The sequence below is a fragment of the Ralstonia sp. Ralssp135 genome (assembly GCF_047304345.1).
GTDB classification, from domain to species: domain Bacteria; phylum Pseudomonadota; class Gammaproteobacteria; order Burkholderiales; family Burkholderiaceae; genus Ralstonia; species Ralstonia chuxiongensis.
This window is the reverse complement of the sequence record NZ_JBGLYZ010000002.1, coordinates 105,211-130,991: the sequence shown is the minus strand read 5'-3', so window position 1 is coordinate 130,991 and position 25,781 is coordinate 105,211. Positions and strand designations below refer to the sequence as shown.

20 protein-coding genes and 4 tRNA genes are annotated in these 25,781 nt (G+C 61.8%); 13 read left to right on the top strand and 11 right to left on the bottom strand.

Going from position 1 to position 25,781, the window contains the following annotated elements; translation table 11 throughout:
- Positions 1-46: 46 nt before the first annotated feature.
- The 4 genes from ACCD03_RS02590 to ACCD03_RS02575 all read left to right on the top strand — a co-directional run bounded on the left by ACCD03_RS02590 (position 47) and on the right by ACCD03_RS02575 (position 3,992).
- Complete coding sequence (locus ACCD03_RS02590) at positions 47-1,015, top strand: acetyl-CoA carboxylase carboxyltransferase subunit alpha (protein ID WP_045204292.1); 969 nt, start codon at positions 47-49, stop codon at positions 1,013-1,015.
- A complete protein-coding gene (gene tilS, locus ACCD03_RS02585; RefSeq protein ID WP_045204291.1) occupies positions 984-2,402 on the top strand; it encodes a tRNA lysidine(34) synthetase TilS in 1,419 nt (472 codons plus the stop codon). The genes ACCD03_RS02590 and tilS overlap by 32 nt, the downstream gene beginning before the upstream one ends.
- 96 nt (positions 2,403-2,498) lie before the next feature.
- Positions 2,499-3,749 (top strand): aspartate kinase, encoded by a 1,251-nt coding sequence (locus ACCD03_RS02580; protein WP_045204290.1) that lies wholly within the window; start codon positions 2,499-2,501, stop codon positions 3,747-3,749.
- A gap of 149 nt (positions 3,750-3,898) precedes the next feature.
- A tRNA-Ser gene (locus tag ACCD03_RS02575) sits at positions 3,899-3,992 on the top strand.
- A gap of 184 nt (positions 3,993-4,176) precedes the next feature.
- Here ACCD03_RS02575 and fabI read toward each other — a convergent pair.
- Positions 4,177-4,971, bottom strand: coding sequence for an enoyl-ACP reductase FabI (gene fabI / locus ACCD03_RS02570; RefSeq protein WP_024976001.1), 795 nt, complete (start codon positions 4,969-4,971; stop codon positions 4,177-4,179).
- Between the two features lie 309 nt (positions 4,972-5,280).
- On the opposite strand from fabI, the gene ACCD03_RS02565 reads away from it, so the two are divergent.
- The 5 genes from ACCD03_RS02565 (at position 5,281) to ACCD03_RS02545 (ending at position 11,916) form a co-directional block, all read left to right on the top strand.
- On the top strand, positions 5,281-7,167 hold the full coding sequence (locus ACCD03_RS02565; RefSeq protein ID WP_413410712.1) for an extracellular solute-binding protein: 1,887 nt from the start codon (positions 5,281-5,283) through the stop codon (positions 7,165-7,167).
- Between the two features lie 16 nt (positions 7,168-7,183).
- Positions 7,184-8,236 (top strand): microcin C ABC transporter permease YejB, encoded by a 1,053-nt coding sequence (locus ACCD03_RS02560; protein WP_045204288.1) that lies wholly within the window; start codon positions 7,184-7,186, stop codon positions 8,234-8,236.
- A gap of 14 nt (positions 8,237-8,250) precedes the next feature.
- A complete protein-coding gene (locus tag ACCD03_RS02555; RefSeq protein WP_413410711.1) occupies positions 8,251-9,375 on the top strand; it encodes an ABC transporter permease in 1,125 nt (374 codons plus the stop codon).
- Complete coding sequence (locus tag ACCD03_RS02550; protein ID WP_413410710.1) at positions 9,372-11,027, top strand: ABC transporter ATP-binding protein; 1,656 nt, start codon at positions 9,372-9,374, stop codon at positions 11,025-11,027. The genes ACCD03_RS02555 and ACCD03_RS02550 overlap by 4 nt, the downstream gene beginning before the upstream one ends.
- Positions 11,028-11,268: 241 nt before the next feature.
- A complete protein-coding gene (locus ACCD03_RS02545) occupies positions 11,269-11,916 on the top strand; it encodes a C40 family peptidase (protein WP_024975996.1) in 648 nt (215 codons plus the stop codon).
- Positions 11,917-11,991: 75 nt separating this feature from the next.
- Here ACCD03_RS02545 and ACCD03_RS02540 read toward each other — a convergent pair whose 3' ends face one another.
- Positions 11,992-12,948, bottom strand: a complete 957-nt coding sequence (locus tag ACCD03_RS02540; protein WP_045204285.1) for a patatin-like phospholipase family protein — start codon at positions 12,946-12,948, stop codon at positions 11,992-11,994.
- 205 nt (positions 12,949-13,153) lie between these two features.
- Here ACCD03_RS02540 and gltX point away from each other — a divergent pair, with 205 nt between their 5' ends.
- The 4 genes from gltX (at position 13,154) to ACCD03_RS02520 (ending at position 15,089) form a co-directional block, all read left to right on the top strand.
- Positions 13,154-14,551 (top strand): glutamate--tRNA ligase, encoded by a 1,398-nt coding sequence (gene gltX / locus ACCD03_RS02535; protein ID WP_045204284.1) that lies wholly within the window; start codon positions 13,154-13,156, stop codon positions 14,549-14,551.
- A 126-nt stretch (positions 14,552-14,677) separates the two neighbouring features.
- A tRNA-Ala gene (locus tag ACCD03_RS02530) sits at positions 14,678-14,753 on the top strand.
- Positions 14,754-14,872: 119 nt separating this feature from the next.
- Positions 14,873-14,948 (top strand) — tRNA-Glu (locus tag ACCD03_RS02525).
- A 64-nt stretch (positions 14,949-15,012) separates the two neighbouring features.
- Positions 15,013-15,089: transfer RNA gene (locus ACCD03_RS02520), tRNA-Asp, on the top strand.
- A 103-nt stretch (positions 15,090-15,192) separates the two neighbouring features.
- Here the strand turns inward: ACCD03_RS02520 and ACCD03_RS02515 are convergent.
- The 9 genes from ACCD03_RS02515 to trxA form a co-directional block, all read right to left on the bottom strand.
- Positions 15,193-16,539, bottom strand: coding sequence for an MATE family efflux transporter (locus ACCD03_RS02515; protein WP_253537023.1), 1,347 nt, complete (start codon positions 16,537-16,539; stop codon positions 15,193-15,195).
- Between the two features lie 18 nt (positions 16,540-16,557).
- Positions 16,558-18,348 (bottom strand): ArnT family glycosyltransferase, encoded by a 1,791-nt coding sequence (locus ACCD03_RS02510; RefSeq protein ID WP_024975992.1) that lies wholly within the window; start codon positions 18,346-18,348, stop codon positions 16,558-16,560.
- Between the two features lie 172 nt (positions 18,349-18,520).
- Entirely contained in the window at positions 18,521-18,781 is a 261-nt protein-coding gene (locus tag ACCD03_RS02505; RefSeq protein WP_004626237.1) for a type B 50S ribosomal protein L31, read from the bottom strand.
- 203 nt (positions 18,782-18,984) lie between these two features.
- Positions 18,985-19,542 carry a hypothetical protein gene (locus tag ACCD03_RS02500; protein WP_045204281.1) on the bottom strand — a complete coding sequence of 186 codons (558 nt, stop codon included), beginning with the start codon at positions 19,540-19,542 and terminating at the stop codon, positions 18,985-18,987.
- Entirely contained in the window at positions 19,539-20,405 is an 867-nt protein-coding gene (locus ACCD03_RS02495) for a zinc-dependent peptidase (protein WP_045204280.1), read from the bottom strand. The genes ACCD03_RS02500 and ACCD03_RS02495 overlap by 4 nt, the downstream gene beginning before the upstream one ends.
- Positions 20,406-20,467: 62 nt before the next feature.
- Entirely contained in the window at positions 20,468-21,136 is a 669-nt protein-coding gene (locus ACCD03_RS02490; RefSeq protein WP_009238433.1) for a LuxR C-terminal-related transcriptional regulator, read from the bottom strand.
- 1,157 nt (positions 21,137-22,293) lie between these two features.
- The gene (locus tag ACCD03_RS02485) at positions 22,294-23,667 is read right to left on the bottom strand and encodes a sigma-54 dependent transcriptional regulator (RefSeq protein WP_045204279.1); all 1,374 of its coding nucleotides are present in this window, start codon (positions 23,665-23,667) and stop codon (positions 22,294-22,296) included.
- A gap of 267 nt (positions 23,668-23,934) precedes the next feature.
- On the bottom strand, positions 23,935-25,197 hold the full coding sequence (gene rho / locus ACCD03_RS02480; protein ID WP_004626250.1) for a transcription termination factor Rho: 1,263 nt from the start codon (positions 25,195-25,197) through the stop codon (positions 23,935-23,937).
- A gap of 190 nt (positions 25,198-25,387) precedes the next feature.
- The gene (trxA, locus tag ACCD03_RS02475) at positions 25,388-25,714 is read right to left on the bottom strand and encodes a thioredoxin TrxA (protein WP_004626253.1); all 327 of its coding nucleotides are present in this window, start codon (positions 25,712-25,714) and stop codon (positions 25,388-25,390) included.
- Positions 25,715-25,781 lie beyond the last annotated feature (67 nt).

Sequence of the window (25,781 nt, the reverse complement as noted above, 5' to 3'; positions counted from 1 at the left end):
CAAAATCCGGTAGAATGCGCGCCTTCAAGAGCCTTTCAGAAGATCCATGAAAACAACCTTCCTGGAGTTCGAGCAGCCGATCGCAGAACTTGAGGCGAAGATCGAAGAACTTCGCTTCGTACAAGACGATTCCGCTGTCGACATTTCTGAAGAAATTTCCCGCCTGGCTTCCAAGAGCCAGCAGCTCACCAAAGATCTGTACGCCAACCTGACGCCATGGCAGGTCGCGCAGATCGCGCGACACCCGCAGCGTCCGTACACGCTCGACTACGTCCGCGAGATCTTCACCGACTTCCACGAACTGCACGGCGACCGCACTTTCGCCGATGACTTGTCGATCGTGGGCGGTCTGGCGCGCTTTAACGGCCAAGCTTGCATGGTGATCGGTCACCAGAAGGGCCGTGACACGAAGGAACGCGCGCTGCGCAACTTCGGCATGTCCAAGCCCGAGGGTTACCGCAAGGCCAAGCGCCTGATGGAACTGGCGGACAAGTTCGGCCTGCCCATCTTCACGTTCGTCGATACGCCGGGCGCATTCCCCGGCATTGACGCAGAAGAGCGCGGTCAATCCGAAGCCATCGGTCACAACCTGTTTGTGATGGCCGGTTTGAAGGTGCCCCTGATCGCCACCATCATCGGTGAAGGCGGTTCGGGCGGTGCACTGGCCATCGCCATGGGCGATTCCGTGATCATGCTGCAGTTCGCGACGTACGCCGTGATCTCGCCGGAAGGCTGCGCGTCGATCCTGTGGAAGACCGCAGAGAAGGCACCTGAAGCCGCTGAGGCATTGGGTCTGACCGCGCATCGTCTGAAGGCGCTTGGCCTGATCGACAAGATCGTCAACGAGCCGCTGGGTGGCGCACACCGTGATCCGAAGGGAATGGCGACGATGCTCAAGCGTGCGCTGGCTGAGTCGCTGCGCCAGTTCCAGGGCATGAAGACATCGGAACTCCAGACGCGCCGTCACGAGCGCCTGATGGCTTATGGCAAGTTCAAGGAAACCGAAGTCCGCTGATTCGTCGGCTGATCTCGTCAACAAGGTCGCACAACGCGTTGCCGCGTGTGCGGCCTTTGTTGCTTCTGGCGTGGCCGAAACACCGATTGTGGCGATTGCCCTGTCGGGCGGGCGTGATTCTGTCGCTCTGCTGCACGCGTGTGCGGCGTGGCGTGATGCGGGTGCCCACGTGCGGCTCGTTGCCCTGCATATTCACCACGGCTTGCAGGCCGAGGCCGATGTCTGGGAATGCGCCAGTCAACGCATGGCAGAAGCAGCCGGCGTTGCGTTTCATGCGCGTCGCGTCCATGTAGCGATCGATGCCGGGCAGGGGGTTGAGGAAGCGGCACGCGAAGCCAGATACGCCGCGCTCGAAGCGCTTTGCGCCCAGACAGGCGCCTCCATTTTGTTGACGGCGCATCATCAGGATGACCAAGCTGAAACGGTGCTGCTGCAATTGATGCGCGGCGCTGGCCTCGACGGCCTCGCAGCCATGCCGATGGCTCGGGCGGGCACTGTCACATTGCTGCGTCCTTGGATCGATGCGCCGCGCAGCGAGATCGAGCTGTACGCACATGCGCACGCGCTCAGCTGGGTCGAGGATCCGTCCAACGCCGACGCACGTTACGCACGGAATGCGCTGCGCCCGCTGCTCGTGGGCATGGCGGATCATTTCCCGGCGTATCGGGAAGCCTTGTCGCGCAGCGCTGGGCACCTGGCGGATGCAGCTGCGCTGATCAACGAGATCGCGCGGGCCGATTTGATGCAGATCGCCTCAGAGGATGGGTTGGATGTGGGGGCGTTGATCGCGCTATCCGCGCCCCGTCAGCGCGCGGTGCTGCGTGCCTGGTTGGCCGATGCGGGGGTGCGCGCGCTGTCCACGCGTCGCCTTGAGGATCTGCGCACGCAACTGGTCGACGCGCGAGACGATGGGGCGCTGTGCATTGAACTGCCTGCGGGACAAGTTAGGCGCTATCGCGGCGTTGCGCGAGTCGACGCTGGCGCCGGCGACGCGTCGGATCCGGTTGCGTTAGCCATTGAGACGACGCAATTTGAACCGACGCATCCAGCTGAGCAACGCGTGAATGTGGCCGCATGGGGCGGGGCGCTGTTGTTTGCACCCGTGGCACGCGATGGCGTTGCTGTGCAAACCTTACAAGCGCCGCTGTTGCTGTCGCCACGCCGCGGTGGTGAGCGCATCGTGCTGCGCCCGGGAGGACCGTCCCGCGCGCTCAAGCAGGCGTACCAAGAGGCCGGCATTCCTGCCTGGGGGCGCCAGCGCTTGCCGCTGCTATACGCGGGCAACGTGCTGGTGTTTGCAGCGGGGTTGGGAATGAACCGAGCGGCCATCCACAGCGGCGCTGGCTGGCAGGTCACATGGTCTGCGGCCACCGAGGGTGCGCCCTGATATACATCGCCAGCAGTGAATTGCTTGCCGATCGATGCAAATTGCTGTATTTTCAAAAGCTTTTGCACCGCTCCGCCTCCTCCTGATCTTTCCAAGATGGCTCTCATCGTTCACAAATACGGTGGCACCTCGATGGGTTCGGTTGAACGCATCAAGAATGTCGCCAAGCGCGTTGCCAAGTGGCACCGTGCAGGTCACCAGATCGTGGTCGTTCCGTCGGCCATGTCTGGCGAAACCAACCGACTGCTGGGTATGGCCAAAGAGATTTCGGCCCAACCCGACCCGCGTGAACTCGACATGATTGCCTCGACCGGCGAGCAGGTGAGCGTGGGTCTGCTGGCTATTGCGTTGCACGCCGAAGGCATCGATGCCCGCAGCTACACGGGCTGGCAAGTGCCGGTGAAGACCGATTCGGCCTACACCAAGGCGCGCATCCAGTCGATCGACGATGAACGCGTACGCGCTGATTTGGATGCTGGTCGCGTGGTCGTCATCACCGGCTTTCAGGGCATCGACAGCGAAGGCCACATCACCACGCTGGGCCGTGGCGGTTCGGATACCTCGGCCGTGGCGGTTGCCGCGGCGCTCGAGGCCGACGAATGCTTGATCTACACCGACGTCGACGGCGTTTACACGACCGACCCGCGCGTGGTGGACGACGCCCGTCGCCTGGACAAGATCACCTTCGAAGAGATGCTGGAAATGGCCAGCCTTGGTTCCAAGGTGCTGCAGATTCGCTCGGTGGAGTTTGCCGGCAAGTACCGCGTGAAGACCCGCGTGCTGTCGTCGCTGACCGACCCGCTGATGCCGCTCGACGTCGAGATGAACTCGGGCACGCTGATTACTTTTGAGGAAGATTCGAACATGGAAGCCGCCGCCATTTCCGGCATCGCCTTTGCCCGCGACGAAGCCAAGATCACCGTGATCGGTGTGCCGGACAAGCCTGGCATCGCGTATCAGATCCTGGGCCCGGTCGCCGACGCCAATATCGACGTCGACATGATCATCCAGAATCAGTCGGTGGAAGGTAAGACGGACTTCACCTTCACCGTGCCGCGTGGCGAATACCAGCGCGCACTCGCGATCCTGAACGACAGCGTGAAGGCGCATATCGGTGCGGCCAGCGTGTCGGGCGATCCGAAGGTGTCGAAGGTTTCGGTGGTGGGTGTGGGCATGCGCTCGCACGTGGGCATCGCCAGCAAGATGTTCCGCACGCTGTCGGAAGAGGGCATCAACATCCAGATGATCTCCACCTCGGAAATCAAGATCTCGGTGCTGATCGATGAGAAGTACATGGAGCTGGCCGTGCGCGCGCTCCACAAGGCGTTCGAGCTGGATCAGGCGTAATCGACTGAACTGGCGCCGGATGGCCGGGGTGGCGACCCCCGGGGCCACAGATTCTCACCGCGTGTCATGCAGTTGTCGTTGACCGGGTGGGGTGAAGTGGCTAGAATACGCGCTTCGTTGCACGGGCTCCTTCGTGCGACGCAAGTTTGGGAGACGTGGCCGAGAGGTCGAAGGCACTCCCCTGCTAAGGGAGCATCCGGGCCAAAACCTGGATCGAGGGTTCGAATCCCTCCGTCTCCGCCAGTTTGGCGCTTCTCGCGGGAAGCGCACACAACAGGCGGATGCGAGTTGAGCTGACGTGACGGCTCGCATTGCACTGCACGTCAAAAAGCCCGCATGGTTTGCGCCATGCGGGCTTTTTCTTTGTCTGCTCCGCAAGCGTGCGCCTTCCGAAGATGGCGCGCGCATGCGTTAGAGCATTAACGCATCAGCCTTGGCCGACGACGTCCGGCACACCGGCGGTCACGTTGAAGCCACAGTCCACGTACGTGATCTCGCCAGTCATACCGCTGGCCAGATCCGACAGCAGGAACGCCGCCACGTTGCCAACCTCCTCGATGGTGACGTTGCGGCGCAGTGGTGCCACGTCTTCCATGTACTTGAGCAGCTTGCCGAAATCCTTGATGCCGGATGCGGCAAGCGTCTTGATCGGACCCGCCGAGATGCCGTTGGCGCGGATGCCCTTCGGACCCAGCGCGCTTGCCAAGTAACGCACGCTCGCTTCGAGCGACGCCTTGGCCAGGCCCATCGTGTTGTAGTTCGGGACCACGCGTTCAGCACCCAGGTACGTCAGGGCGAGGAGCGAAGCATTGGGCGAGAGCATCGGCAGCGCGGCCTTCGCCAGCGCGGGGAAGCTATACGCCGAGATGTCGTGCGCGATGCGGAATGATTCGCGCGACAGGCCGTCCATGAAGTTGCCGGCAATCGCTTCGCGCGGCGCAAAGCCGATCGAGTGCACGAGGCCGTCGAAGTGGTCCCAGTGCTGGCCGAGATCTTCGAAGACCTTGGCGATCTGCTCATCGCTGCCGACGTCGCAATCAAACACCAGCTTGCTGTCGAACTCGGTGGCGAATTCAGTAATGCGGTCTTTAAAGCGTTCGCCGACGTAAGTGAAGGCCAGTTCTGCGCCTTCGCGCTTGCACGCGCTGGCGATGCCGTAGGCGATCGAGCGGTTGGACAGAAGGCCGGTAATCAGAATGCGCTTGCCAGCGAGGAATCCCATGTTTTCTCCGTACAAATGTGGGGCAACGTCGCGCCCGTATGTGGCTGTGGTCACTCGTCACTGCGGTGACGCAGCGGCGGTATCCGGGGCACGAGGCAATTAGGTGGGCGCGATCATACCGGAAAGCGAGGGGCGGCTCCGCATTTGCGCAGTGCCGCACAACCCCTGCCAGCCTTGTCAATGCGGGACGATCCCCGGGCCGGAATTGGTGGGATTGCGGTGTGAGGGCGTTAGAATCGTCCAAAACAGTTTTTCAGACAGCGATCAATCGGATCAACGCATGCAAGGACATTGGGGGCAAGGGGCGCAATGAGCGTGCGCGTTGCGACACACAAGCGAGCCATGGCGCTGGTCAGCCTGTTGGCGGCGATCTGCGTGACACCCGCCTGGGCGGCCCATGGCTACGCTGAATATGGCGACCTCAAGTATCCGGCCGGTTTCTCGAACTTCGGCTATCTGAACCCGAAGGCGCCCATCGGCGGCATGCTGCTGCTCGGCAACCCCGACCGGCGCACGAGCTTCGACAAGTTCAATCCGTTCACGATCAAGGGCACGTCGGCGCCGGGCCTCAATCAGCTTGTCTTCGAAAGCCTGCTCATTACGAGTTGGGACGAAACCGCCAGCGGCTATGGGCTGCTTGCGGACGACGTGACGGTCGCGCCCGACGAGCTTTCGGTCACGTTCCACATCAACCCGCGCGCGCGATTCTCCAACGGCGATCGCGTGCGTGCGTCGGACGTCAAATACTCCTACGACATGCTGATGGGCAAGGGCGCGAGCCCCGCCTACCGCAGCATGACAGCGGATGTGGCCAAGGTGACAGTGGTGGACGCGAGCACCATCCGCTACGAGTTCAAGCGCAAGAACAAGGAGCTGCCGCTCATCGTCGGCGGGCTGCCGGTGTTCTCGCCAAAGTGGGGCAAGGGCAGCGGCAAGCCCGATGATCCCGACGGCGGCAAGGATGTCGCGTTCGACAAGCTGACCTTCCAGGACCCGATTGCCAGCGGCCCGTATGTGATCGAGCGCTTTGATCCGTCGCGCGGCATTACCTTCCGGCGCAATCCCGACTATTGGGGCCGTGACCTGAACGTGCGCCGTGGCTCGTTCAATTTCGAGCGCATCCAGTACAAGCTCTACAAGGACGAAACCGCCCGTCTCGAAGCCTTCAAGGCTGGTGAGTACGACGCCATGGTCGAATACCGCGCCAAGAACTGGGCGAAGAGCTACGTCGGCGTGAAGTTCCGCAGCGGTGAACTGATCAAGAGCGAATTCCCGCATCGCAACGGCGCGGGCATGCAGGGCTTTGTGATGAACCTGCGGCGCCCGCTGTTCCAGGACCTTCGGGTGCGCAAGGCGCTGGCGCTGGCGCTTGATTTCGAATGGCTCAATCGCCAGCTCTTCTATGGCGCCTATCGCCGGCTCGATAGCTACTTCGCCAATAGCGAGCTGGCCGCGTCGGATTCGCTCACGGGCATGCCTAGCAAGGGCGAGTTGGCATTGCTGGAGCCGCTGCGCAGCAAGCTCGATCCGGAGGTGTTTGGCGTGCTGCCCGCACCGCCTTCGACAGAACCTCCCAGCTCACTGCGTGACAATCTGCGGCAGGCGCGTCGCCTGTTGGCCCAGGCTGGTTGGACGTACGCCGACGGGGCGCTGCGCAACAGCAAGGGCGAGCCGTTCGTCTTCGAGATGCTCGACGACGGCGGGGCCATGAGCCGCGTCATGGCGGCGTATGCGCGCAACCTTGAGAAGCTCGGGATCCAGGTCAACCAGCGCGTGACCGATTTCGCGCTCTACCAGAAGCGGTTGGAAGAGTTCGATTTCGACATGATTTCGCTGCGCTTCCCCGATTCGCAAAGCCCTGGTAACGAGCTGAAGGATCGCTTCGGCTCTGCTGCGGCTGACGAGGCTGGCTCGGACAACGTGATCGGCCTGAAATCGCCGGCCGTCGATGCACTGATCGATGATGTGCTGCGCGCTGACAGCCGCGACGAGCTGGTCATCGCTTCACGCGCGCTCGACCGCGTACTAATGCAAGGCTGCTATGTGATTCCGCACTGGTATTCGGCTTCGCACCGCGTGGCCTACAACAAGAACCTGATGTACCCGGATCGTCTCCCGTATTACTACTCGGCCGAGGCCTGGGTGCTGACGGCGTGGTGGCGGACGCCGGAATCCGCCCAATCGGCTGCCAAATGACCGCATCGGTGACACCATGTTCGCGTACCTGATCAAACGGTTGCTGCTTCTGATCCCGACGCTGATCGGCGTGATCACGCTGACGTTTATCGTGATCCAGTTCGTACCTGGTGGCCCGGTCGAACAGATGATGATGGAGATGAAAGGGCGTGCCGCAGGCGGCGAGGCCAGTGGCGGCGGCGCGTTTGACTATCGGGGCCGCCGCGGCGTCGATCCCGAGAAGATCAAGGAAATCCGCGCGCTGTATGGTTTCGACAAGAGCCCTGTCGAGCGCTACTTCCTGATGCTCGGCCGTTTTGCGCGCTTCGACCTGGGAGAGAGCTATTTTCAGCACCGTAGCGTGTGGGACCTCATCAAGTCGAAATTGCCGGTATCGATTTCGATCGGGTTATGGACGTTCTTTCTCACGTACCTGATAGCGGTGCCGCTCGGCATTGCGAAGGCCGTGCGGGCGGGCAGCCGGTTTGATCTGGTGACCAGCATCATCGTGTTGGTCGGCTACGCCATCCCGGGGTTCGTGCTCGGGGTGCTGCTGCTTGTGCTGTTTGGCGGCGGCACGTTCTTCCAGTGGTTCCCCATCCGGGGCATCACATCCGACAACTGGGATCAGCTCAGCCTGCTCGGCAAGATCACGGATTACCTTTGGCACATCACGCTGCCCGTCATGGCGTCGGTGGTGGGAAGCTTTGCCGTCATCACCATGCTGACGAAGAACGCGTTCCTGGAGGAAATTCGCAAGCAGTACGTGCTGACGGCGCGCAGCAAGGGGCTGTCGGAGCGGCGCGTACTGTGGAAGCACATCTTCCGCAACGCGCTGCTGCCTTTGGTGACAGGCTTCCCGTCGGCCTTCATTGGGGCATTCTTCACGGGGTCGCTGCTGATCGAGCAACTGTTTTCGCTCGATGGCATGGGCCTGCTGTCGTATGAGGCGGTGATGCGGCGCGATTATCCCGTAGTGCTCGGCACGCTGTACCTGTTCACGTTGATCGGGCTGGCCGCGCGGTTGATTTCCGACGTGTGCTACGTGCTGGTTGATCCGCGTATCCATTTCGGCTCGGTCGGGCGATAGGCGGGTCGGCAACCATGACCCAGTATTCGCGCACTTCCACGCATCCATCCAATACGGCAACGCCGCACCCGGTGCGGCATTCGCCGTCGCCCCTCAAGCGTGCGTGGCGCCGCTTCAAGCAGCATCGGCTTGGCTATTGGAGCCTGATCATCTTCGTGGTGCTGTTCGTGCTCAGTCTGGGCGCCGAATGCATCTCCAATGACCGGCCGCTGGTGGTCAAGTACCACGGTCACTGGTATTTCCCGATCGTAAAGGCGTACCCCGAGACGACCTTCGGCGGAGATTTTCCGACCCCGACGGATTACCTCGATCCGTTCATCCGAGACAAGTTCAAGGAGCCGGGAAATATTGCGATTTTCCCGCCCAATCCGTATTCGTACGAGACGCTGAACTATTTTTCGAAAGAGCCCAACCCGGCGCCGCCCTCGGCCGAGAACTGGCTCGGTACTGATGACCGTGGTCGCGACGTGTTTGCGCGGCTGCTGTACGGCTTCCGTGTCTCGGTGCTGTTCGGGCTGGCGCTCACGGTGCTGGGCGTGCTGGTCGGCACGCTGACCGGCGCGCTGATGGGCTTCTTCGGCGGGCGCTTCGACATGGTGTCGCAGCGGCTGATTGAAATCTGGAGTTCGATGCCAGAGTTGTACCTGCTGATCATCTTCGCGTCGATCTTCACCCCCAGCCTCGGGCTGCTGATCATCCTGCTGTCGCTGTTCGGGTGGATGAGCCTGTCGGATTACGTTCGCGCCGAGTTCTACCGCAACCGCTCGCTCGACTATGTGAAGGCCGCGCGGGCGATGGGCTTGTCCAGTTGGCAGATCATGTGGCGCCACATCATGCCCAACAGCCTGACGCCCGTGATCACCTTCCTGCCGTTTCGCATGAGCGCAGCCATTCTTGCGCTCACCAGCCTGGATTTCCTAGGCCTGGGCGTACCGCCATCCACGCCGAGCCTTGGTGAACTTCTCGCACAGGGCAAGGCCAACCTGGATGCCTGGTGGATCTCGCTGTCGACTTTCGTGGTGCTCGTGCTGACCCTCGTGCTGCTGACCTTCATGGGCGACGCGCTGCGCGATGCCTTCGACACGCGCCTGTCGTTTGCTCAACTGCGCACGCGCCAGAAACTGGCGGGGGTGAAATGAGCCGCGTTGACTTGCGTTCCCCCGCGCCGAAATACGACGGCCCGCTGCTGCGCCTGGATGATCTATGCGTGCATTTCGAATCCGAGCACGGCGAGGTGACGGAAGCCGTCAAGCACGTCTCGCTCGATTTGCACGCGGGCGAGCGCTTCGCATTGGTGGGCGAATCTGGCTCCGGCAAGTCAGTGACCGCGCTATCGATCATGCGATTGCTGGCTGATGCGCAATATAGCGGCCGCATCCTGCTCGAAGGCCGTGACCTGCTTTCCGCAAGCGAGCGGGAGATGCGCGGCCTGCGTGGGGCCGATGTCGCCATGGTGTTCCAGGAACCGATGACGGCGCTCAATCCGCTGTACACGATCGGCAACCAAATCGTCGAAACGCTGGAGCTGCACGAAGGCCTGGACAAGCGCGCCGCCAAGGCCCGTGCGATTGCTCTGCTGGAGCGCACCGGCATCGCCGAGGCGCCGCGCCGATTCGACGCGTTCCCGCACCAACTGTCAGGCGGGCAGCGCCAGCGCGCAATGATCGCCATGGCGCTGGCGTGCTCGCCGAAGTTGCTGCTGGCCGACGAGCCGACCACCGCGCTGGACGTGACGGTGCGCATGCAGATCCTGCAATTGCTGCGCGAGCTACAGGCCGAGTTCGGCATGGCCATCATGCTGATCACGCACGACCTCAACATGGTGCGCGCCTTTGCCGAGCGCGTTGGCGTGATGGAGCGGGGCGTCCTGGTGGAAACCGGCAACACGGCCGACGTATTTGCCGCGCCCCAACATCCGTACACAGTGCGCCTGCTTGAGAGCCGCCCGCAGCGCGACGTCCTGCCGCTGGTGCCGCTTGCGCCCTTGCTGCTCGAAGCCGACAAGCTGACAGTTACCTACGAACGCCATCGTCCCGGGTTTGCCGGCTGGTTCAGAACCGATCCGTTTACCGCGGTCGATTCCGTGTCGCTGCAACTGCGCGAAGGCGAGACGCTCGGCATCGTGGGCGAATCGGGCTCTGGCAAGACCACGCTCGCGCAGACGTTGCTGGGGCTGCAAGCGGCAAAGAGCGGCGACCTGCGTTTCCTGGGCAACTCGCTGCTGCGTATTTCGCGCGACGAGCGCCGCGCTGTGCGGGCGCGCATGCAGGTGGTGTTTCAAGACCCATACGGCTCGCTGTCGCCGCGTATGACGATCGAGGAGATCGTCGGCGAAGGGCTGGCGCTGCACCAACCGCACATAAACCCTGCAGAGCGCCGTCACCGCGTGATCGAAGCCCTGCGCGAAGTCGGCTTGGATCGCACGGCGCTGGGGCGCTATCCGCATGAATTCTCGGGCGGGCAGCGCCAGCGCGTCGCCATTGCCCGTGTGCTGATCCTCAAGCCGCAGTTGCTGGTGCTCGATGAGCCGACTTCCGCACTTGATGTGTCGATCCAGCAGCAGGTGCTTTCGCTGCTGTCAGCCCTTCAGAAAAAGTACAACCTGTCGTATCTATTCATCAGCCACGACCTTGCTGTCATCCGCGCGATGTCACATCGCGTGGTGGTGATGAAGGATGGAAAAGTGGTGGAAGAGGGCGACACTGAAGCGGTGTTGGCGTCCCCCTCACACCCCTACACCTGCAAGCTGATGGCGGCTGCCTCACTCATCCCTGCGCGGGATAACCCGTAAAACCCACCGCTTTTGCCCCGAATCAGTGCGCTTCTGAGGCGCTGTTTTTGTAAGAATGCGCATCGAAAGTCATGTCTAAGTGCCTGATTTGCCTGTGGATTTCGGGGAATTTGTAACGACCTTTGACAAGTCAAAGTGTCACTTTTATCATCCTGCGAGATTGTTTTAACAAGATTCGGACTGTTCTCATTTGCGGTGCCATATCTTGGCCGCATCATTACAAGTTTCCGAGGGAGAACCAATGCAGCATTTCGTACTTCATTCCATGGCGCGTCTGGCGGTAGGGGTTGTGATCGGCTGCGGCGTGATCGTGTCGAATGCAGTGCATGCTGATACGGTCTTCAAGGACACGGAAGTCCGCGCCGACGTCAAGCCCGAAGCCAAATCGGGCCTCATCTCCAACGTGATGAGCAAGACCGGCGACGTGGTCATGAACGCACTGGGCATGATCGGCCTGCGCTACCGTTTCGGCGGCAACACGCCGGAATCGGGCCTCGACTGCAGCGGCTTCGTCCGCTACGTCTTCAACGACACCTTCGGTTTCCTGCTGCCGCGCCGCGCTGTGGAAATGAGCCGTGTCGGCACCAGCGTAGAAACAGCTGAACTGCGTCCCGGCGACTTGGTATTCTTCAACACTATGCGCCACACCTTTTCGCACGTCGGTATCTATATCGGCGATAACAAGTTTGTGCATGCGCCGTCCACGGGCAGCAAGATTCGCGTGGATGACATGACCGCCTCGTACTGGGTGACGCGCTACAACGGCGCCCGCCGTATCGAAGGCAACTCCGGTGCCGCCATCAAGGACGGCGCCGACAACTTCGTCGAGCAACTCAAGCGCGTCGACCCAAACGCCGCCGGCAAGCCGCTCGCAATGTACGGCGGTTGATTCGCTCCGACTCGCTATCAGGCAATAGAAAAAAGACCGCCACGGCGGTCTTTTTTGTTGCCTGCTGAAGGAATATCAGTGCGGCGGCAGCGGGGTGCCGACGATGGTCTGCGTCAGATGCAGCTTCTCCCGCAGCAGCGGCATGGCGGCCTGGGCGGCCTGCTCGCCCGCCAGAATCGCTTCGTTGCGCGCGGTGAAGTCGCTGCCCTTTACGAACGGTAGCGACGGGGTGATTACAACGTCCGCCTGGGCCAACTCGGTCTTGTTGATGCTCTGACCCATGATGGCCGTCGTCTGCAGCAGCATGCTCGCTTGCCCCGATACCGCCTGGTTGGACGGGTCTGCCGAGATATTCACTGCAATCACGAACGTTGCGCCCATCTGCTTGACGTACGTCACTGGCACGGGCGCTACCAGCCCGCCGTCCACGTATTGGCGGCCGCTGATCGTTACCGGTTGAAACACGCCTGGGATGCTGCACGACGCACGCACCGCCTGGCCGGTATTGCCGCGCCGGAACAGGATCGGCTTGCCGCTCGCCAGGTCCGTCGCCACGATGCCCAGCGGAATGTGCATCTGTTCGATGCTCTTCTGCTTGACCAGTCGGTTGATGTACTTCTCCAGCGCCTCGCCCTTGAGCCAGCCGCCGAAGCGCGTGCCGAACGGCAGAGCCCAGTCGGCGATCATGGCCTCGTCCATCTTGAGCGCCATGCGGTTCATTTCCAGCCCTGACATGCCCGACGCGTAGATCGCCGCCACTACGCTACCCGCGCTCGTGCCGGTGATGAAGTCGATCTGGATGCCTTGGGCTTCCAGCATCTTGATGACGCCGATGTGCGCAAAACCGCGCGCGGCACCGCCGCCCAGTGCCAACCCGATCCGCACGGGCTGTGTGGCCGGCTGCGCCGTGGGCGGCAGCACGGCCGTGGCCGGGGTGAGGGGCGTTTCGGTTTTGCCGGAGGAGAAACCCGTCACGGTACAGGCGGAGAGGACGGAGGCGCCGGCGGCGCCCAGAAAGAGGCGGCGTTGCATGAGGAGGTTAGGGCGGTTTGGTATGCCGCGCAGTGATGTTCAGTCGTAACCGAGCGCACTGCGGCTGGCCGCCATTGTGCCAAAGTTCAGCGACGGGTCGGCCGGATATGCGTAGCGCGGTTGCTATAATTTCGGTTTTGATAGAGGCCGCTCAGGATCCGCGCTCGCGGTCCGACCACGCGGCCTTATTCGTTCAGCCATTCCTATGACACAGCGCGTCCGCACTCGTTTCGCTCCCAGCCCTACCGGCTTCATCCACCTCGGCAACATCCGCTCGGCACTCTATCCGTGGGCCTTCGCACGCAAGATGAAGGGAGACTTCATCCTGCGCATCGAAGACACCGATGTGGAGCGTTCCAGCCAGGAAGCTGTCGACGTGATCCTCGAGGCGATGGACTGGCTGGACATGGATATCGATGAGGGCCCGTTCTACCAGATGCAGCGCATGGACCGTTACCGCGCCGTGGTCGCGCAGATGGTTCAGCAGGAACTGGCTTACCCGTGCTACATGAGCACCGAAGAACTCGACGCCCTGCGCGAAGCGCAACGCGAGCGCGGCGAAAAGCCCCGGTACGACGGGACTTGGCGCCCGGCGCCGGGCAAGGTTTTGCCGACGCCGCCGGTGGGCGTGCAGCCGGTGATTCGCTTCAAGAACCCCATCGGGGGCAGTGTCGTGTGGGACGACGCAGTGAAGGGCCGCATCGAGATCTCCAACGACGAACTCGATGACCTGGTGATCGCGCGCCCCGACGGCACGCCCACATATAACTTCTGTGTGGTCGTGGATGACATGGACATGCAGATCACCCATGTGATCCGCGGCGACGACCACGTCAACAACACGCCCCGCCAGATCAACATCCTGCGCGCGCTGGGCGGTACGCCGCCGGTCTATGCTCACCTGCCGACCGTGCTCAACGAGCAGGGCGAGAAGATGAGCAAGCGCCACGGTGCCATGGCTGTTACGGGCTATCGTGATGCTGGCTATCTGCCCGAAGCCATCGTCAATTACCTCGCTCGCCTGGGCTGGGCGCACGGCGATGCCGAGATCTTCTCGCGCGAGCAGTTCATCGAATGGTTCGACCTCGAGCACCTGGGCAAGTCGCCCGCGCAATACAACCCTGAGAAGCTCGCCTGGCTGAACAACCACTACATCAAGCAGGCCGACAACGCGCGCTTGGCTGGTCTGGTGAAGCCGTTCATCGAGGAGTTGGGTGGCAAGGTGGATGGCGGCCCCGTGCTGGCCGATGTGATCGCCTTGGTGAAGGATCGCGCCAACACGCTTCGTGAAGTCGCCCAAACGGCGCTGCTGTTCTATCGCACGGATCTGGCTGTCGATCCGGAACTGGCTGCGCAGCACCTCACCGACGATGTGCGTCCGGGCATTGCCACACTGGCCGAGAAGCTCGGGGCGCTGCCCGAGTGGAAGCGCGAGGCCATTGGTGCCGCCTTCAAGGAAGTGCTCGCGGCACACGGCTGGAAGATGCCGAAGCTGGCGATGCCGGTGCGCCTGCTGGTGGCAGGACAACTGCAAACGCCGTCGATTGATGCGGTGCTGGAACTGTTCGGCCGCGACGTTGTTCTGCGTCGTCTGGCGGCGTGATGTGTGCGACGCAAAAAATTTTGCGGAAGGGTATTGCCAAGCGCTAAATACTTCCCCTATACTCTTGTTTTCGCTGCAACACGAAGCGAAATGCAGTAAGAAGCAAGCAGTAAAAGGCAGTGCCTCGGGGCTATAGCTCAGCTGGGAGAGCGCTTGCATGGCATGCAAGAGGTCAGCGGTTCGATCCCGCTTAGCTCCACCAAAATGCCGGAAGATTCGATTCAAAAAAATAATTTGAAAAGAGGCTTCCAAAACGCAAAGAAGTTCGTTATAGTAGCGGACTTCGCAGCGTAAGACAGAAAGCGTTGCAAAACAGTTTCTGTCCCCTTCGTCTAGAGGCCTAGGACATCACCCTTTCACGGTGAGTACAGGGGTTCGAATCCCCTAGGGGACGCCAAAACAAGAGCTTAACCAGAAGCTCATTAGCAAAATCAGTCTCTAGCTGATTTTGCAACCGACACGGAGCGGTAGTTCAGTCGGTTAGAATACCGGCCTGTCACGCCGGGGGTCGCGGGTTCGAGTCCCGTCCGCTCCGCCAAATCAAAACCCGCTGCTTGCAGCGGGTTTTTTCTTTTGGGCTTTCAATTCAAGCCACGCAAATCAAGTTTGATACTGCTTTAAAGTGAGTGGAATGTCTCGCTTTAATCGGCAGCGCGGCTTACGCGATTGAAATAGCTGACCAACAACGCGCCAGCCACCATCAAACTGAGTCCATTGGCGGCCCAGAAACCGGCAGCACCACGTAGTGCCATGGCAGTGTCGCCCAGCAGTCCAAATCCGAGCACATATCCGCCGCCAAGGCCCACACCCCACAGCGATAGCGCATAGATGACGGTTGGGATGAGAGCGATCTTGTATGCGCGCAGGATGAACGCTGTCATGACTTGCAGCGCATCGAACATCTGATAGAAGGCGATGAAAGGCAGCAGCGGCACCGCAATCGCCAGGACAGCGGCATCGTGCGTGTAGAGGGTGACCAACTCGCGCCGCAAGAACAGCACGGCCGCGCCGACGATGACCGCACACATCACCGCCAACTTGATGCCGTTCAGCGAGATGCGCCGAGCCGCTACGCGATCGCGGGCCCCGATTGATTGCGCAGCCAGCGTGGACGTCGCGATCGATAGCGACAGCGGCACCATGTAGGCAACCGCTCCAAGGTTGGCGGCAATCTGATGCCCGGCCAGCGCCACCGTGCCAAGGCGCGCGATGAAGATCGCCATCAACGTGAACGACGTGATCTCGATCAGGTAGGTGAAGCCCATCGGCACACCCAGACGTACCAGTACCCACAGCCGCGCACGGTTGGGTGGTGAGTAGTGCGTGAAAATCGCGAACGGCTTGTAAGCCGGATTGCGCATCAAAATGGCGGCCGCTGCGACGAACCACAGCCAGCTGATGATCATCGAGGCGAGTGCGCAGCCCGGGCCGCCCATCGCCGGGACGCCCATGCCGCCATACAGAAACAGTGCGTTGAGCGGAAACTTGATGGCGAGGCCTGCAAGCTGCAGTACCGTCACCATCACCGGGCGCGACAGCGCGTTGTTCAACGCAGAGTAAATCCGGAAGCCGAGTGCCGCAGGCAACGCCAGCGCTTCATACCGCAAATAGGCGGTGGCTTTCTCAGTGAGTTCTGGCGTGGCGTCTGCCAGGTGCAGCAGTGGGGCGGGGAACCAGAGGAGCAGCATGCCGATTGCCGCGAGTACCAGACCGAGCCAGACGGCCTGCCGCACTTCTTCGCCGATTTCGCTGTATCTTTGCGCGCCGTAGAGTTGTCCGGCGATAGGCGAGAGCGCTTGCAGCACGCCCATCAAGCTGATGAACACCGTCACGTAGATCGACCCGCCGAGCCCGATGGCCGCGAGGTCTGTCGCAGAGGCGCGGCCGGCCATCGCCGTATCGAGTACGCCGAAGGCGATGACCGCCAACTGGCCGATCAGTACTGGCCAAGCCAGTTCGGTAATGCGGCGGACGTCGGCGACAAACATGTGGGTGCTACGGAACCGTTACTGGCGCAGCTTGCGCCGGCGCGTAGTTGCCGGTGTCGGCGGCGGATGTGTGGCGGCAGCGGCCTCGGTCAGGCGGTACATGCGGAAGTGCTCGTCGCGGTCGGCGGGACGGCGGCCTTCCCAGATCAGGCGCCACTCGTAGTTGGAGACGCTCGTCGGTGCGCCGTAGTCGTACGGGTCGTGGCGCAGCAGGATGTCGCAGTTGTCTTCGGCGCTACCAAAACGGATGTGGCCGAAGTACGCAAACGAGGCAAGCTGCGCATCGCCCATACGGATCGGCTGCACGCACGTGTAGGTACGCGGCAGCGCAAGGGCGGCCGACTGCGCGACGTCGCGATATGTCTTGGCGTAGTTGATGGTGGGCAGCCACAGCGTCATCATCAGCACCCACATTAGTGTGGTGCCGGCGGCCGAGATCACCACTGCACGCCAGATGGCCTTGGGCGCCCGCGATGTGCGCCAGACGACGATGAGCACCCACGCCGCGGTCACGAGCAGCGCGCTGATCAGCGCTGTCCAACTGAACTCGGGTCGATAGCCTGGCACGATGCGATACACGTTGCGCGCGAGCTGAGGCGGAAAGCCCGTCATCTTGGCGATCCACAGCAGCCATAGCGTCCCGCCCAGGATGGTGAAGGCCAGCAACGCAAACCAGTCGATCGCGCTGATGGCGCCTCGTTTGAGCGTCGGCAGCGCGAACGTGGCCATCACGGCCATCGGTGGAATCAGCAGCAGGAAGCCGTCGTCGCCCGGGTGTGGCTGCATGAGAAGCAGCACCAACTGCGGCAGTAGGACGGCCAACGGTAACGTGATATGCGGAGCGGTGCGCATGCCGCCCCAGCTCTTCCACGCCCATGCTGCCAACGGCCAGACTGGCCATGCGAATAGTGGCAGGTTGCGAGCGACAAAGCCGAGCGAATGAGCCGTCGGGCCAGCGTATTGGTGGCGATCGAAGCGCGCCCATTCGCGGACGTACGTCACCGCGTCAGTCGGATTATTTGCCAGCAAGTACGCCATCGCCGGCCATGAGCAACCCAGTGCGAGCGACACGGGCAGCGCAACTGTCAGAAGCGGACGTAGCGGCAGCACACGCGTGGCATGTGCTGCGATCAGCACGGCCACCATGATTGTCAGTGGCAGGATTGGGCCGCCCGCCAGTGACAGGCAGCCGATGCCGATGCCATAGATGAGGCTGCCGTGTACCGGCTTGTCGAGCGCCCGGATCAAGCCGTACACAGCGACCGCCACGAAGCACAGCGCCCCGACCAGCGGTGTTGTTTCGTGACCGCGCTGTGCCAGGCCCACGCAGGCGAGGAAGATCAGCAGCGCGCCATCTGCCAGCGTACGGCCGTAGTCGCGCGTGTTGGGCTGGCCACCAAAGACGAATTCAAACGGTTGAACTTCCGCGCGGCGGCCCAGGAGGTAGGCGCCATACCAGATGCATGCGCTGGTGACGAAGAAGAAGAGGGCGGTAGCCAGGCGCGACGCATCCGCCGGCCCGAGCCATTGTCCGAAGAGGCGAATGAACGCGCCGCCGATCCAGAACACCAGCGGCCCCGATTGCACGATGGGGCGCCCGACGATGTTCGGCATCAGCCAGTCCTGCGCGTTGCCGGTGGCCAGCGTCCACATCGCGCCGAAGCCGGCGGCGTCTTCGTTCTTCCACGGGTCGCGCGAAAACAGGCCCGACAGGCCGTAGATCACGCAGATGGCGAGCAGCAGCCAACGCGGCAACTCGCGGGTGGCGGCGGCAGTCAGGCGGATGCGCGAGACGCGGGTGGTGTTCATCGAGTGTCAGACCAGGCGAGCCCGGTCGGGGTTGCAGAGCGACGTGCTGATCGTAAAGAGGGGCCGAACCAACGGCCTAACCATGTGCCGAGAAACAAAAAAGGCAGCCGGAGCTGCCTTTTTCTGACCAGTGAGACGGGCCACATCTGGTGAGCCGTCTCCGGCGCCGATATTACTTGGCAGCCTTGCCGATCTTGCTGCCGAACTTGTTGCGGAACTTTTCGACGCGGCCTGCCGTGTCCAGAACCTTTTGCTGGCCCGTGTAGAACGGGTGCGATTCGGACGAGACTTCGATCTTGGCCAGCGGATATTCCTTGCCGTCCAGCGTGATCATTTCCTTGGTCTGGATGGTCGAGCGGGTGATGAACTTGAAGTCGCTGGACATGTCTTGGAACACGACTTCGCGGTAATTCGGGTGAATGCCTTCTTTCATGATGAGCCCTGGGGTAGAGGTAGCCAATTCGCGGCGCGCTTCAGGTGCTCACATGGTAGGAGCCACCGTGCGACCAGCCCTCGAATCACTTGCCGGGTGGAGAAACGAGGATTATGCCAGAGAAACAATGGCTTGGGCAACGCGCTTGCCGCAAAATCCGTCGTGCCGGCGCATCGAAAAGTGACTCGAGAAGCCCGTTTAGATCAAGGTTTGGCCAAGCGTTCGATCGTGAGCACGCCGTGGCCGTCCAGATCCATGATCTTGGTGTCGCCGACGCGCAACGAGGTGTCGAGATTGCGCGTCCAGGTGTCGACCCGGGCTGGGGCCTCGACGTCGGGCGACGGCTGGAACCGATGCAGCGTTACGCCGACCGACAGCGACTGGAACTCGCCCGACACGACCATCGGCCGCAGGGTGACGTCCACGCCGGTCTTGGCCCACCGGTGGCGCATGAATTGGCAGGTGGTGGTGTCGCAGACGAGCGGGATCGTGTCGTCGGGCAGGCCGGCGGCGAAGCGCGCCTCCCATTCTTTGCGAGGCATCGAGCCGCCCACGTCGTATGTATGGGTACGTTCGAGCAGTGCGACGTGCTGGCCTGTGGTGGATGTGTCGGCCGAAAGCGTGACGCGCTTGGTTTCGGATTGCCCATCGAATTGGGCAGTGAGGCTGAGGATCACGGGCACGGCTGGCTGTGCCCACGCTGTGCCGGCAGCGAGACAACAACCGAGCAGCGTTGTGCGAAGCGCTTGGTGAATCGTCATGGCAGGAATCCCTCCTGGCGTTGCTCAGCGTCCAGCACGCGCCGTGCCGGGTCTTGCAGGTAGAAGGCTTGCAGGAGTGCGTACAACGATGGAAGCGTCTCAAGCAAGGCCACCGGTTCGACGAAGAACACTTCCGACGCTACCGCAAAGAACTCGGCCGGATGCTGTGCGCCATAAGGGTCGAGCAACGAAAGGATCGGATCGTCGCCCCACCGATGCTCTGGAATCTGCTCGCAACGATTAGCAAAGGCGTCGTATTCAGCGTAGAGGTCATCGGCCCATTGCTCGCGGTCAACATTGGCATGCAGGCGCGATGAAAACGCCGGGATACCATCCGACTCGCCGTTGAGCATATCGAGCTTGTGCGCGAACTCGTGTACGACCACGTTGTACGGCTGCGCGCCTGGCTTGGCCAGTGCGCCCCCGAGTTCGATGTCCTGCCACGAGAGGATGACGGGGCCGTGCTCCCATGCCTCGCCGGCAGCTTCTTCACGCACGTTGTGCACAACGCCGTCTTCATCCATGACTTCTTTGCGGATGACGAACTCGCCGGGGTAGATGACCACGCCGTGCCATCCGCCGTACCACGACATGCCCAGCTCCAGGATCGGCACACTGGCTTGCACGGCAACGCTGATCACCATGTCGTCGGCGAGCGGCAAATCGTGCGCGGTGGTGAATTCCTTTTCGGCGATGAAGAGCGTGGCCGTTTCACGCAGGCGTGCGAGGTCTGCGTCGGACCAGTCGAGCAGGAAGGGCAGACCATCGAGCGCACGTGACCACAGCGCGTCTGAGATGGCGTAACGGGTCAGGCGCCGTGTGCGTGCGCGGCCGGAGAACCACTGGAAGACGGACGAAAGCATGCGTCCAGTATATCGGCCGGCGCCAGCAGCTTTGCGACGCTCGCTTGCGCCCTTGTCGGGGATCAGGCGACTGAGAGGAGTCGTGCACCGCGCTGATTAGCGACGTACACGGCCTCGGTGCGGCTGCGGACTTTCAGGCGCCGATACAGCGTGCTGATATGCGCCTTGGCTGTTGCCTCGGAGATGTTCAGCATGCGGCTGATGGTCTTGACCGGATGCCCGCGTGAGAGGAGCACCAGAATCTCGTACTGGCGCGGCGTAATGCCGAGCAGCTTCGGATCGGTCTGCGGGTCGCCTGCGAGCGCCGGGTTGGGCGCGCCGTCCAGGCGTGATTCCGGCAGCAGCGCGCTGGCCGGAATGTATTGACCGCCCACCAGAACGAGCTCCAGCGAAGCCGCGATGACTTCGCCCGGCGAATGCTTGAGCGTGTAGCCTGACAAGCCCATCTGCATGAGCGTGCGGATGATGTCGGGCGATTCGGATTCGGCCAGCACGACCACGTGGCGCGCATGCGGCCGATGCATGATCTCGCCGATGGCCGACAACTCGTCGAGATGTGGCAGCGGCAGGCCGATCACAAGGAGACCGGCGTCGGCATTGGTTTCGATGGCGTCGAACATCCCTTCGTCCGGTTCGACAACCGTGACGCCAGTGACGCCCTTGAGCGTCCGTAGCAGGTGCGCAATGCCTGTACGCACCAACGGATGGGCTTCGATCAAAACAGTGTTCATCGTTGTTCTCGACCTGTTACCGATCTTGCGAACATCCTTGTCGCCCAGGCGAGATGCAGGCCGGAGCAGACCCCCGTTCCGAATCATTTTAGTGGCGGAAGTCAAAAATGACAGCCGCCACGGCCATGCCTCGGGACCCTCGATGCGGCGTCCTTGGTACTGTAGCCCAGCGTTTGCCAGGGCGCGCAATTCGACCACCGCAGCGCCTGCGCCCGATAACCGCGGTTTTTGTGGCGACGGCTGTTTCAGTCGCGACACAAAAATCGCATGCCATGCTGGGTCGCGCGGTTCTCCGCGTGGAAAATATCCCGTTAAAACAAGGTGTTAGCCATCATGGCATGGATGTCGCTCTATATCCGTCGGGGAGGAGCGAGCCATGCCGACAATCGCGCAGCGCTGTGCTCGACGTTTGCCGTTTGGGTGGACGGTCGAGAAGACGGGAGTGGTCGCAAATCGCACGGCCATGATCGTCATGATGCCTGCGCTCGCAGTAGACGGCGATTTCGTCGTGCAGCGTGCAATCACGCTGCTGATCGCCCTTCGAAGCGTTCTCGCCGATACGTTGCCGGCGCGACTCGCATTCGGTCTCATTCCCACCCGCGCATTCGATCCATCCACCGGTTCTGTCGTGTCCGCACTCACGGACGGCGAACTGAGTACGTCGCATGCGTGGCTTAACAATCCAACGGCGACGTGGCTTGCGCAATCCCCCCGGAAGTGGGGTGCTTTCCGGTATGTGCCACTCACCGTGTCAGATTGCCGGCGCCGCAACACTCTCTTGGCAAAGGCTGTCGGTGGTTGCGCGGCCTTGGGTGCACCAAAATGTGGCGCGTTCGCAACGTGCGCCGAACAGGCCGGCGTAGCGGCTGTTCAACGGTTTCGTGCTCCGTCCCCCGGCGGGCACTCTTTTCTTAATAGCCATCCTGGAGCGGGATCCCGATGCAAGCCAACCTGACCGCGTTTGCGGCGCTCGCACCGCCGATTTATTCCTGCGCCGGCAGCTGAATTGAATGCACTGAACCAAATGCTGGATGAATCCGATTGGGGGAAGCAGGCAGGGCAGGTCGGCCATTTTCGTCCTTGCTCCCAATGCCCCTAAGGAGCGCAGCGCAAGCGCTACGCCCCCGATCGCATGAAACCGATGAGACGGATGACGCTCAGGCCGTATGCAGAGGATGTTCTGCGCGAATGCCGTGCTTCTGCATCAGCCGATACAGCGTGACGCGAGACACCGCCAATTCGCGTGCCGTCATGCCCATGTGGAAGCCGTTGCGCGCGATGGCCGTGCGGATGGCATCCGACTCGGCGCCTTCGCGCGCTTCTTCCAGCGTCTGGCCCGACACGGATGCGTAGCCTTCGAGATGCAGGTCAGCGGCGGAGATCTTGCGGTTGTCGGTCATCACCAACGCACGGCGCACGCGGTTGATGAGTTCGCGCACGTTGCCCGGCCACGGGTAATGCATCATCGCGTGCAACGCGCAGGGCGTGAACCCGCGGATGCGGTGCGACGCCTCGCTGGCGTGCTGGGCGAGGATGTGTTCTGCCAGCAGCACGATGTCGCTGCCGCGCTCGCGCAGCGGTGGCACCGACAAGGTCAGCACGCACAGTCGATGAAACAGGTCGGTGCGGAATCCGCCGTGATGTTGGGCCGCTTCCAGATCCACGTGCGTTGCCGAGATGATGCGGAGGTCCAGCGGAATCGCCTGATGCCCGCCGAGCCGAGTGATCGTGCCTTGCTGCAAGAAACGCAGCAGGCTGACCTGGCTCTCGAGCGGCAGGTCGCCGATTTCATCGAGGAACAGCGTTCCGCCATTGGCATGCTCGACCCAGCCGATATGACGTTGATGCGCGCCGGTAAATGCGCCTTTTTCGTAGCCGAACAATTCAGACTGGATCAGGTGCGGCGGAATCGCCCCGCAGTTGATGGCGATGAACGGCCCGCCTGCGCGAGAGGACGCTTCGTGAATGGCCTGCGCAGTCAACTCTTTGCCGGTGCCGGACTCGCCCGCAATGAAGGCTGGCGCACTATTCTGCGCGACCTTGCGGATGGCGCGGAACAGGCTGTGCATGACGGGGCACTCGCCCAGCATGCGAGCATGATTCGCCTTGGGCGCCGGCGTGAGTTGTTGTGCGAGCGAGGCCATGCCCCAGGCGTGACGCAGCGAATACGCAGCCTCATCCATACGCAGCGGCATCTGCACGTAGTCCACGCAGTAATCGCGCACGAGTTGGCGTACGCGTTCGTGGTTCAGCATGGCCGGCGGTAGGGCGGCCACCCAGCCTACATGCGAGACCTGCATGCAGCGCTCGAGTAAATCCAACTCCGCAGCGGAGAACGCGCCGCTGAAATCGACCAACCCCGCCATGGGAACGCCGTCGCGAATGGCGCAACCCAGTTCACGCATCGACGTTACGCGCCGCACGTGCCACTCTGCACCCAGAATTGTCTCGTCGATCTCCCCCATCCCTGCGCGCGACGCCACTATGACGGTTCGGCACGCAGCAGTACATTCCAGCGACTCTTCGCGCATGGTTTCCCCCGTTCGATTCTTGGTGTGGTTCGTTCTTTGCCGAGGCGGCTCAGCCAGGGCAGGCTTGCAGTATGGTTGCCGGGTTTCTCTTTTGCGATGACGTTTAAGGACGATAGTGGCAAACGCTTGCGCGCCCGCCCTGTAATGCAAATGAACTAGCGAATTTCACCGCTTTGACGAGGAAATCCGCTGGAAAAACAGGCAGTTGACGCAGCAATAAAAAAGCGCACCACAATGGGTGCGCTTTTCGCTATGCAGGCAGGAGACTTAGCCGCCGCGTCGCATCATGTCGAAGAACTCGGCGTTGTTCTTTGTCGTCTTGAGTTTGTCGAGCAGGAATTCCATCGCCTCGACTTCGTCCATGTCATGGATGAACTTACGCAGAATCCACACCTTCTGCAGGATGTCCGGCTTGATCAGCAGTTCTTCGCGGCGGGTGCCCGACTTGTTCAGGTTGATGGCGGGGTAGACGCGCTTCTCGGCTAGACGGCGTTCCAGGTGCACTTCCATGTTGCCGGTGCCCTTGAATTCTTCGTAGATCACGTCATCCATGCGGCTGCCGGTTTCGATCAGCGCCGTGCCGATGATGGTGAGCGAGCCACCTTCTTCCAGGTTACGTGCAGCACCGAAGAAACGCTTCGGACGCTGCAGCGCGTTGGCGTCGACACCGCCGGTCAGTACCTTGCCCGAGGTCGGCACCACGGTGTTGTAGGCGCGGGCCAGACGCGTGATCGAATCCAGCACGATCACCACGTCTTTCTTCAGTTCGACCAGGCGCTTGGCCTTTTCGATGACCATTTCGGCCACTTGCACGTGACGAACGGCAGGCTCGTCAAACGTCGAGGCCACCACTTCGCCGCGCACGGTGCGCTGCATTTCGGTCACTTCTTCCGGGCGCTCGTCGATCAGCAGAACGAACAGCTCGGCTTCCGGATGGTTGGTCGCGATGGCGTGCGCAATGTGCTGCAGCATCACGGTTTTGCCGGACTTCGGGCTTGCCACCAGCAGCGCGCGCTGGCCGCGACCGATCGGGGCAATCATGTCGATGATGCGGCCGGTGATGTTCTCTTCGGCCTTGATGTCGCGTTCGAGCGTGAGCGGCTTGTTCGGGTGCAGCGGCGTCAGGTTCTCGAACATGATGCGGTTCTTGACCGCTTCAGGAGGCTGCGTGTTGACCTTGTCGACCTTCACCAGCGCGAAGTAGCGCTCGCCATCCTTGGGCGTGCGGACTTCACCTTCGATCGTGTCGCCGGTGTGCAGATTGAATCGGCGGATCTGCGACGGGCTGATATAGATGTCGTCGGTGCTGGCCAGATACGAGGTTTCCGGCGAGCGCAGAAAACCGAAGCCATCGGGCAGCACTTCAAGTGTGCCGTCACCGAAAATCGTTTCCCCCTGTTTCGCCTTCTTTTTCAGGATGGCAAACATCAATTCCTGTTTGCGCATGCGTTGGGCGTTATCGATCTCCAGCTGCCCCGCCATTTCCAGCAATTGGGACACGTGCAAGGATTTCAGTTCTGTCAGATGCATAGACGAAAGATGAGGGAAGGGCCCGAACGGGCGGCGAAACGAGAAACGGGGGGAGGGGGAAAAGGTCGAGCGAACGCTCGGAGAAACAGATTAGCTGCAATCTTAGCACAACGCTGGCGAGCTTCCAGGCGGAAGTGCGCCAGCGTGGGCGAGGGGCAACGCGAAGGGTCGCCCGCAGCCGAAAAAGGGCTTACAGGTGGCTGTCCAGGAATGCGGTCAGCTGCGACTTGGATAGTGCGCCCACCTTTTGCGCCGCCACAGCGCCATTCTTGAACAGAATCAGCGTCGGGATGCCGCGAATACCGAACTTGGCCGGCACGCCTTGGTTTTCATCGACGTTGATCTTGGCGATCTGCACCTTCTCGCCGTAGTCCTTGGAAACTTCGTCCAGGATCGGGGCGATCATTTTGCAGGGACCGCACCATTCGGCCCAGAAATCGACCAGCACGGGTTTGTCGGACTTGAGCACGTCTGCCTCGAAGGACGCGTCGCTCACATACTTGATCTGTTCGCTCATGGCGGGAACCTCTGTTATTTCGTAAAAGCTGGCGACGTGCGCCGAACCCATACATTACACGATTACA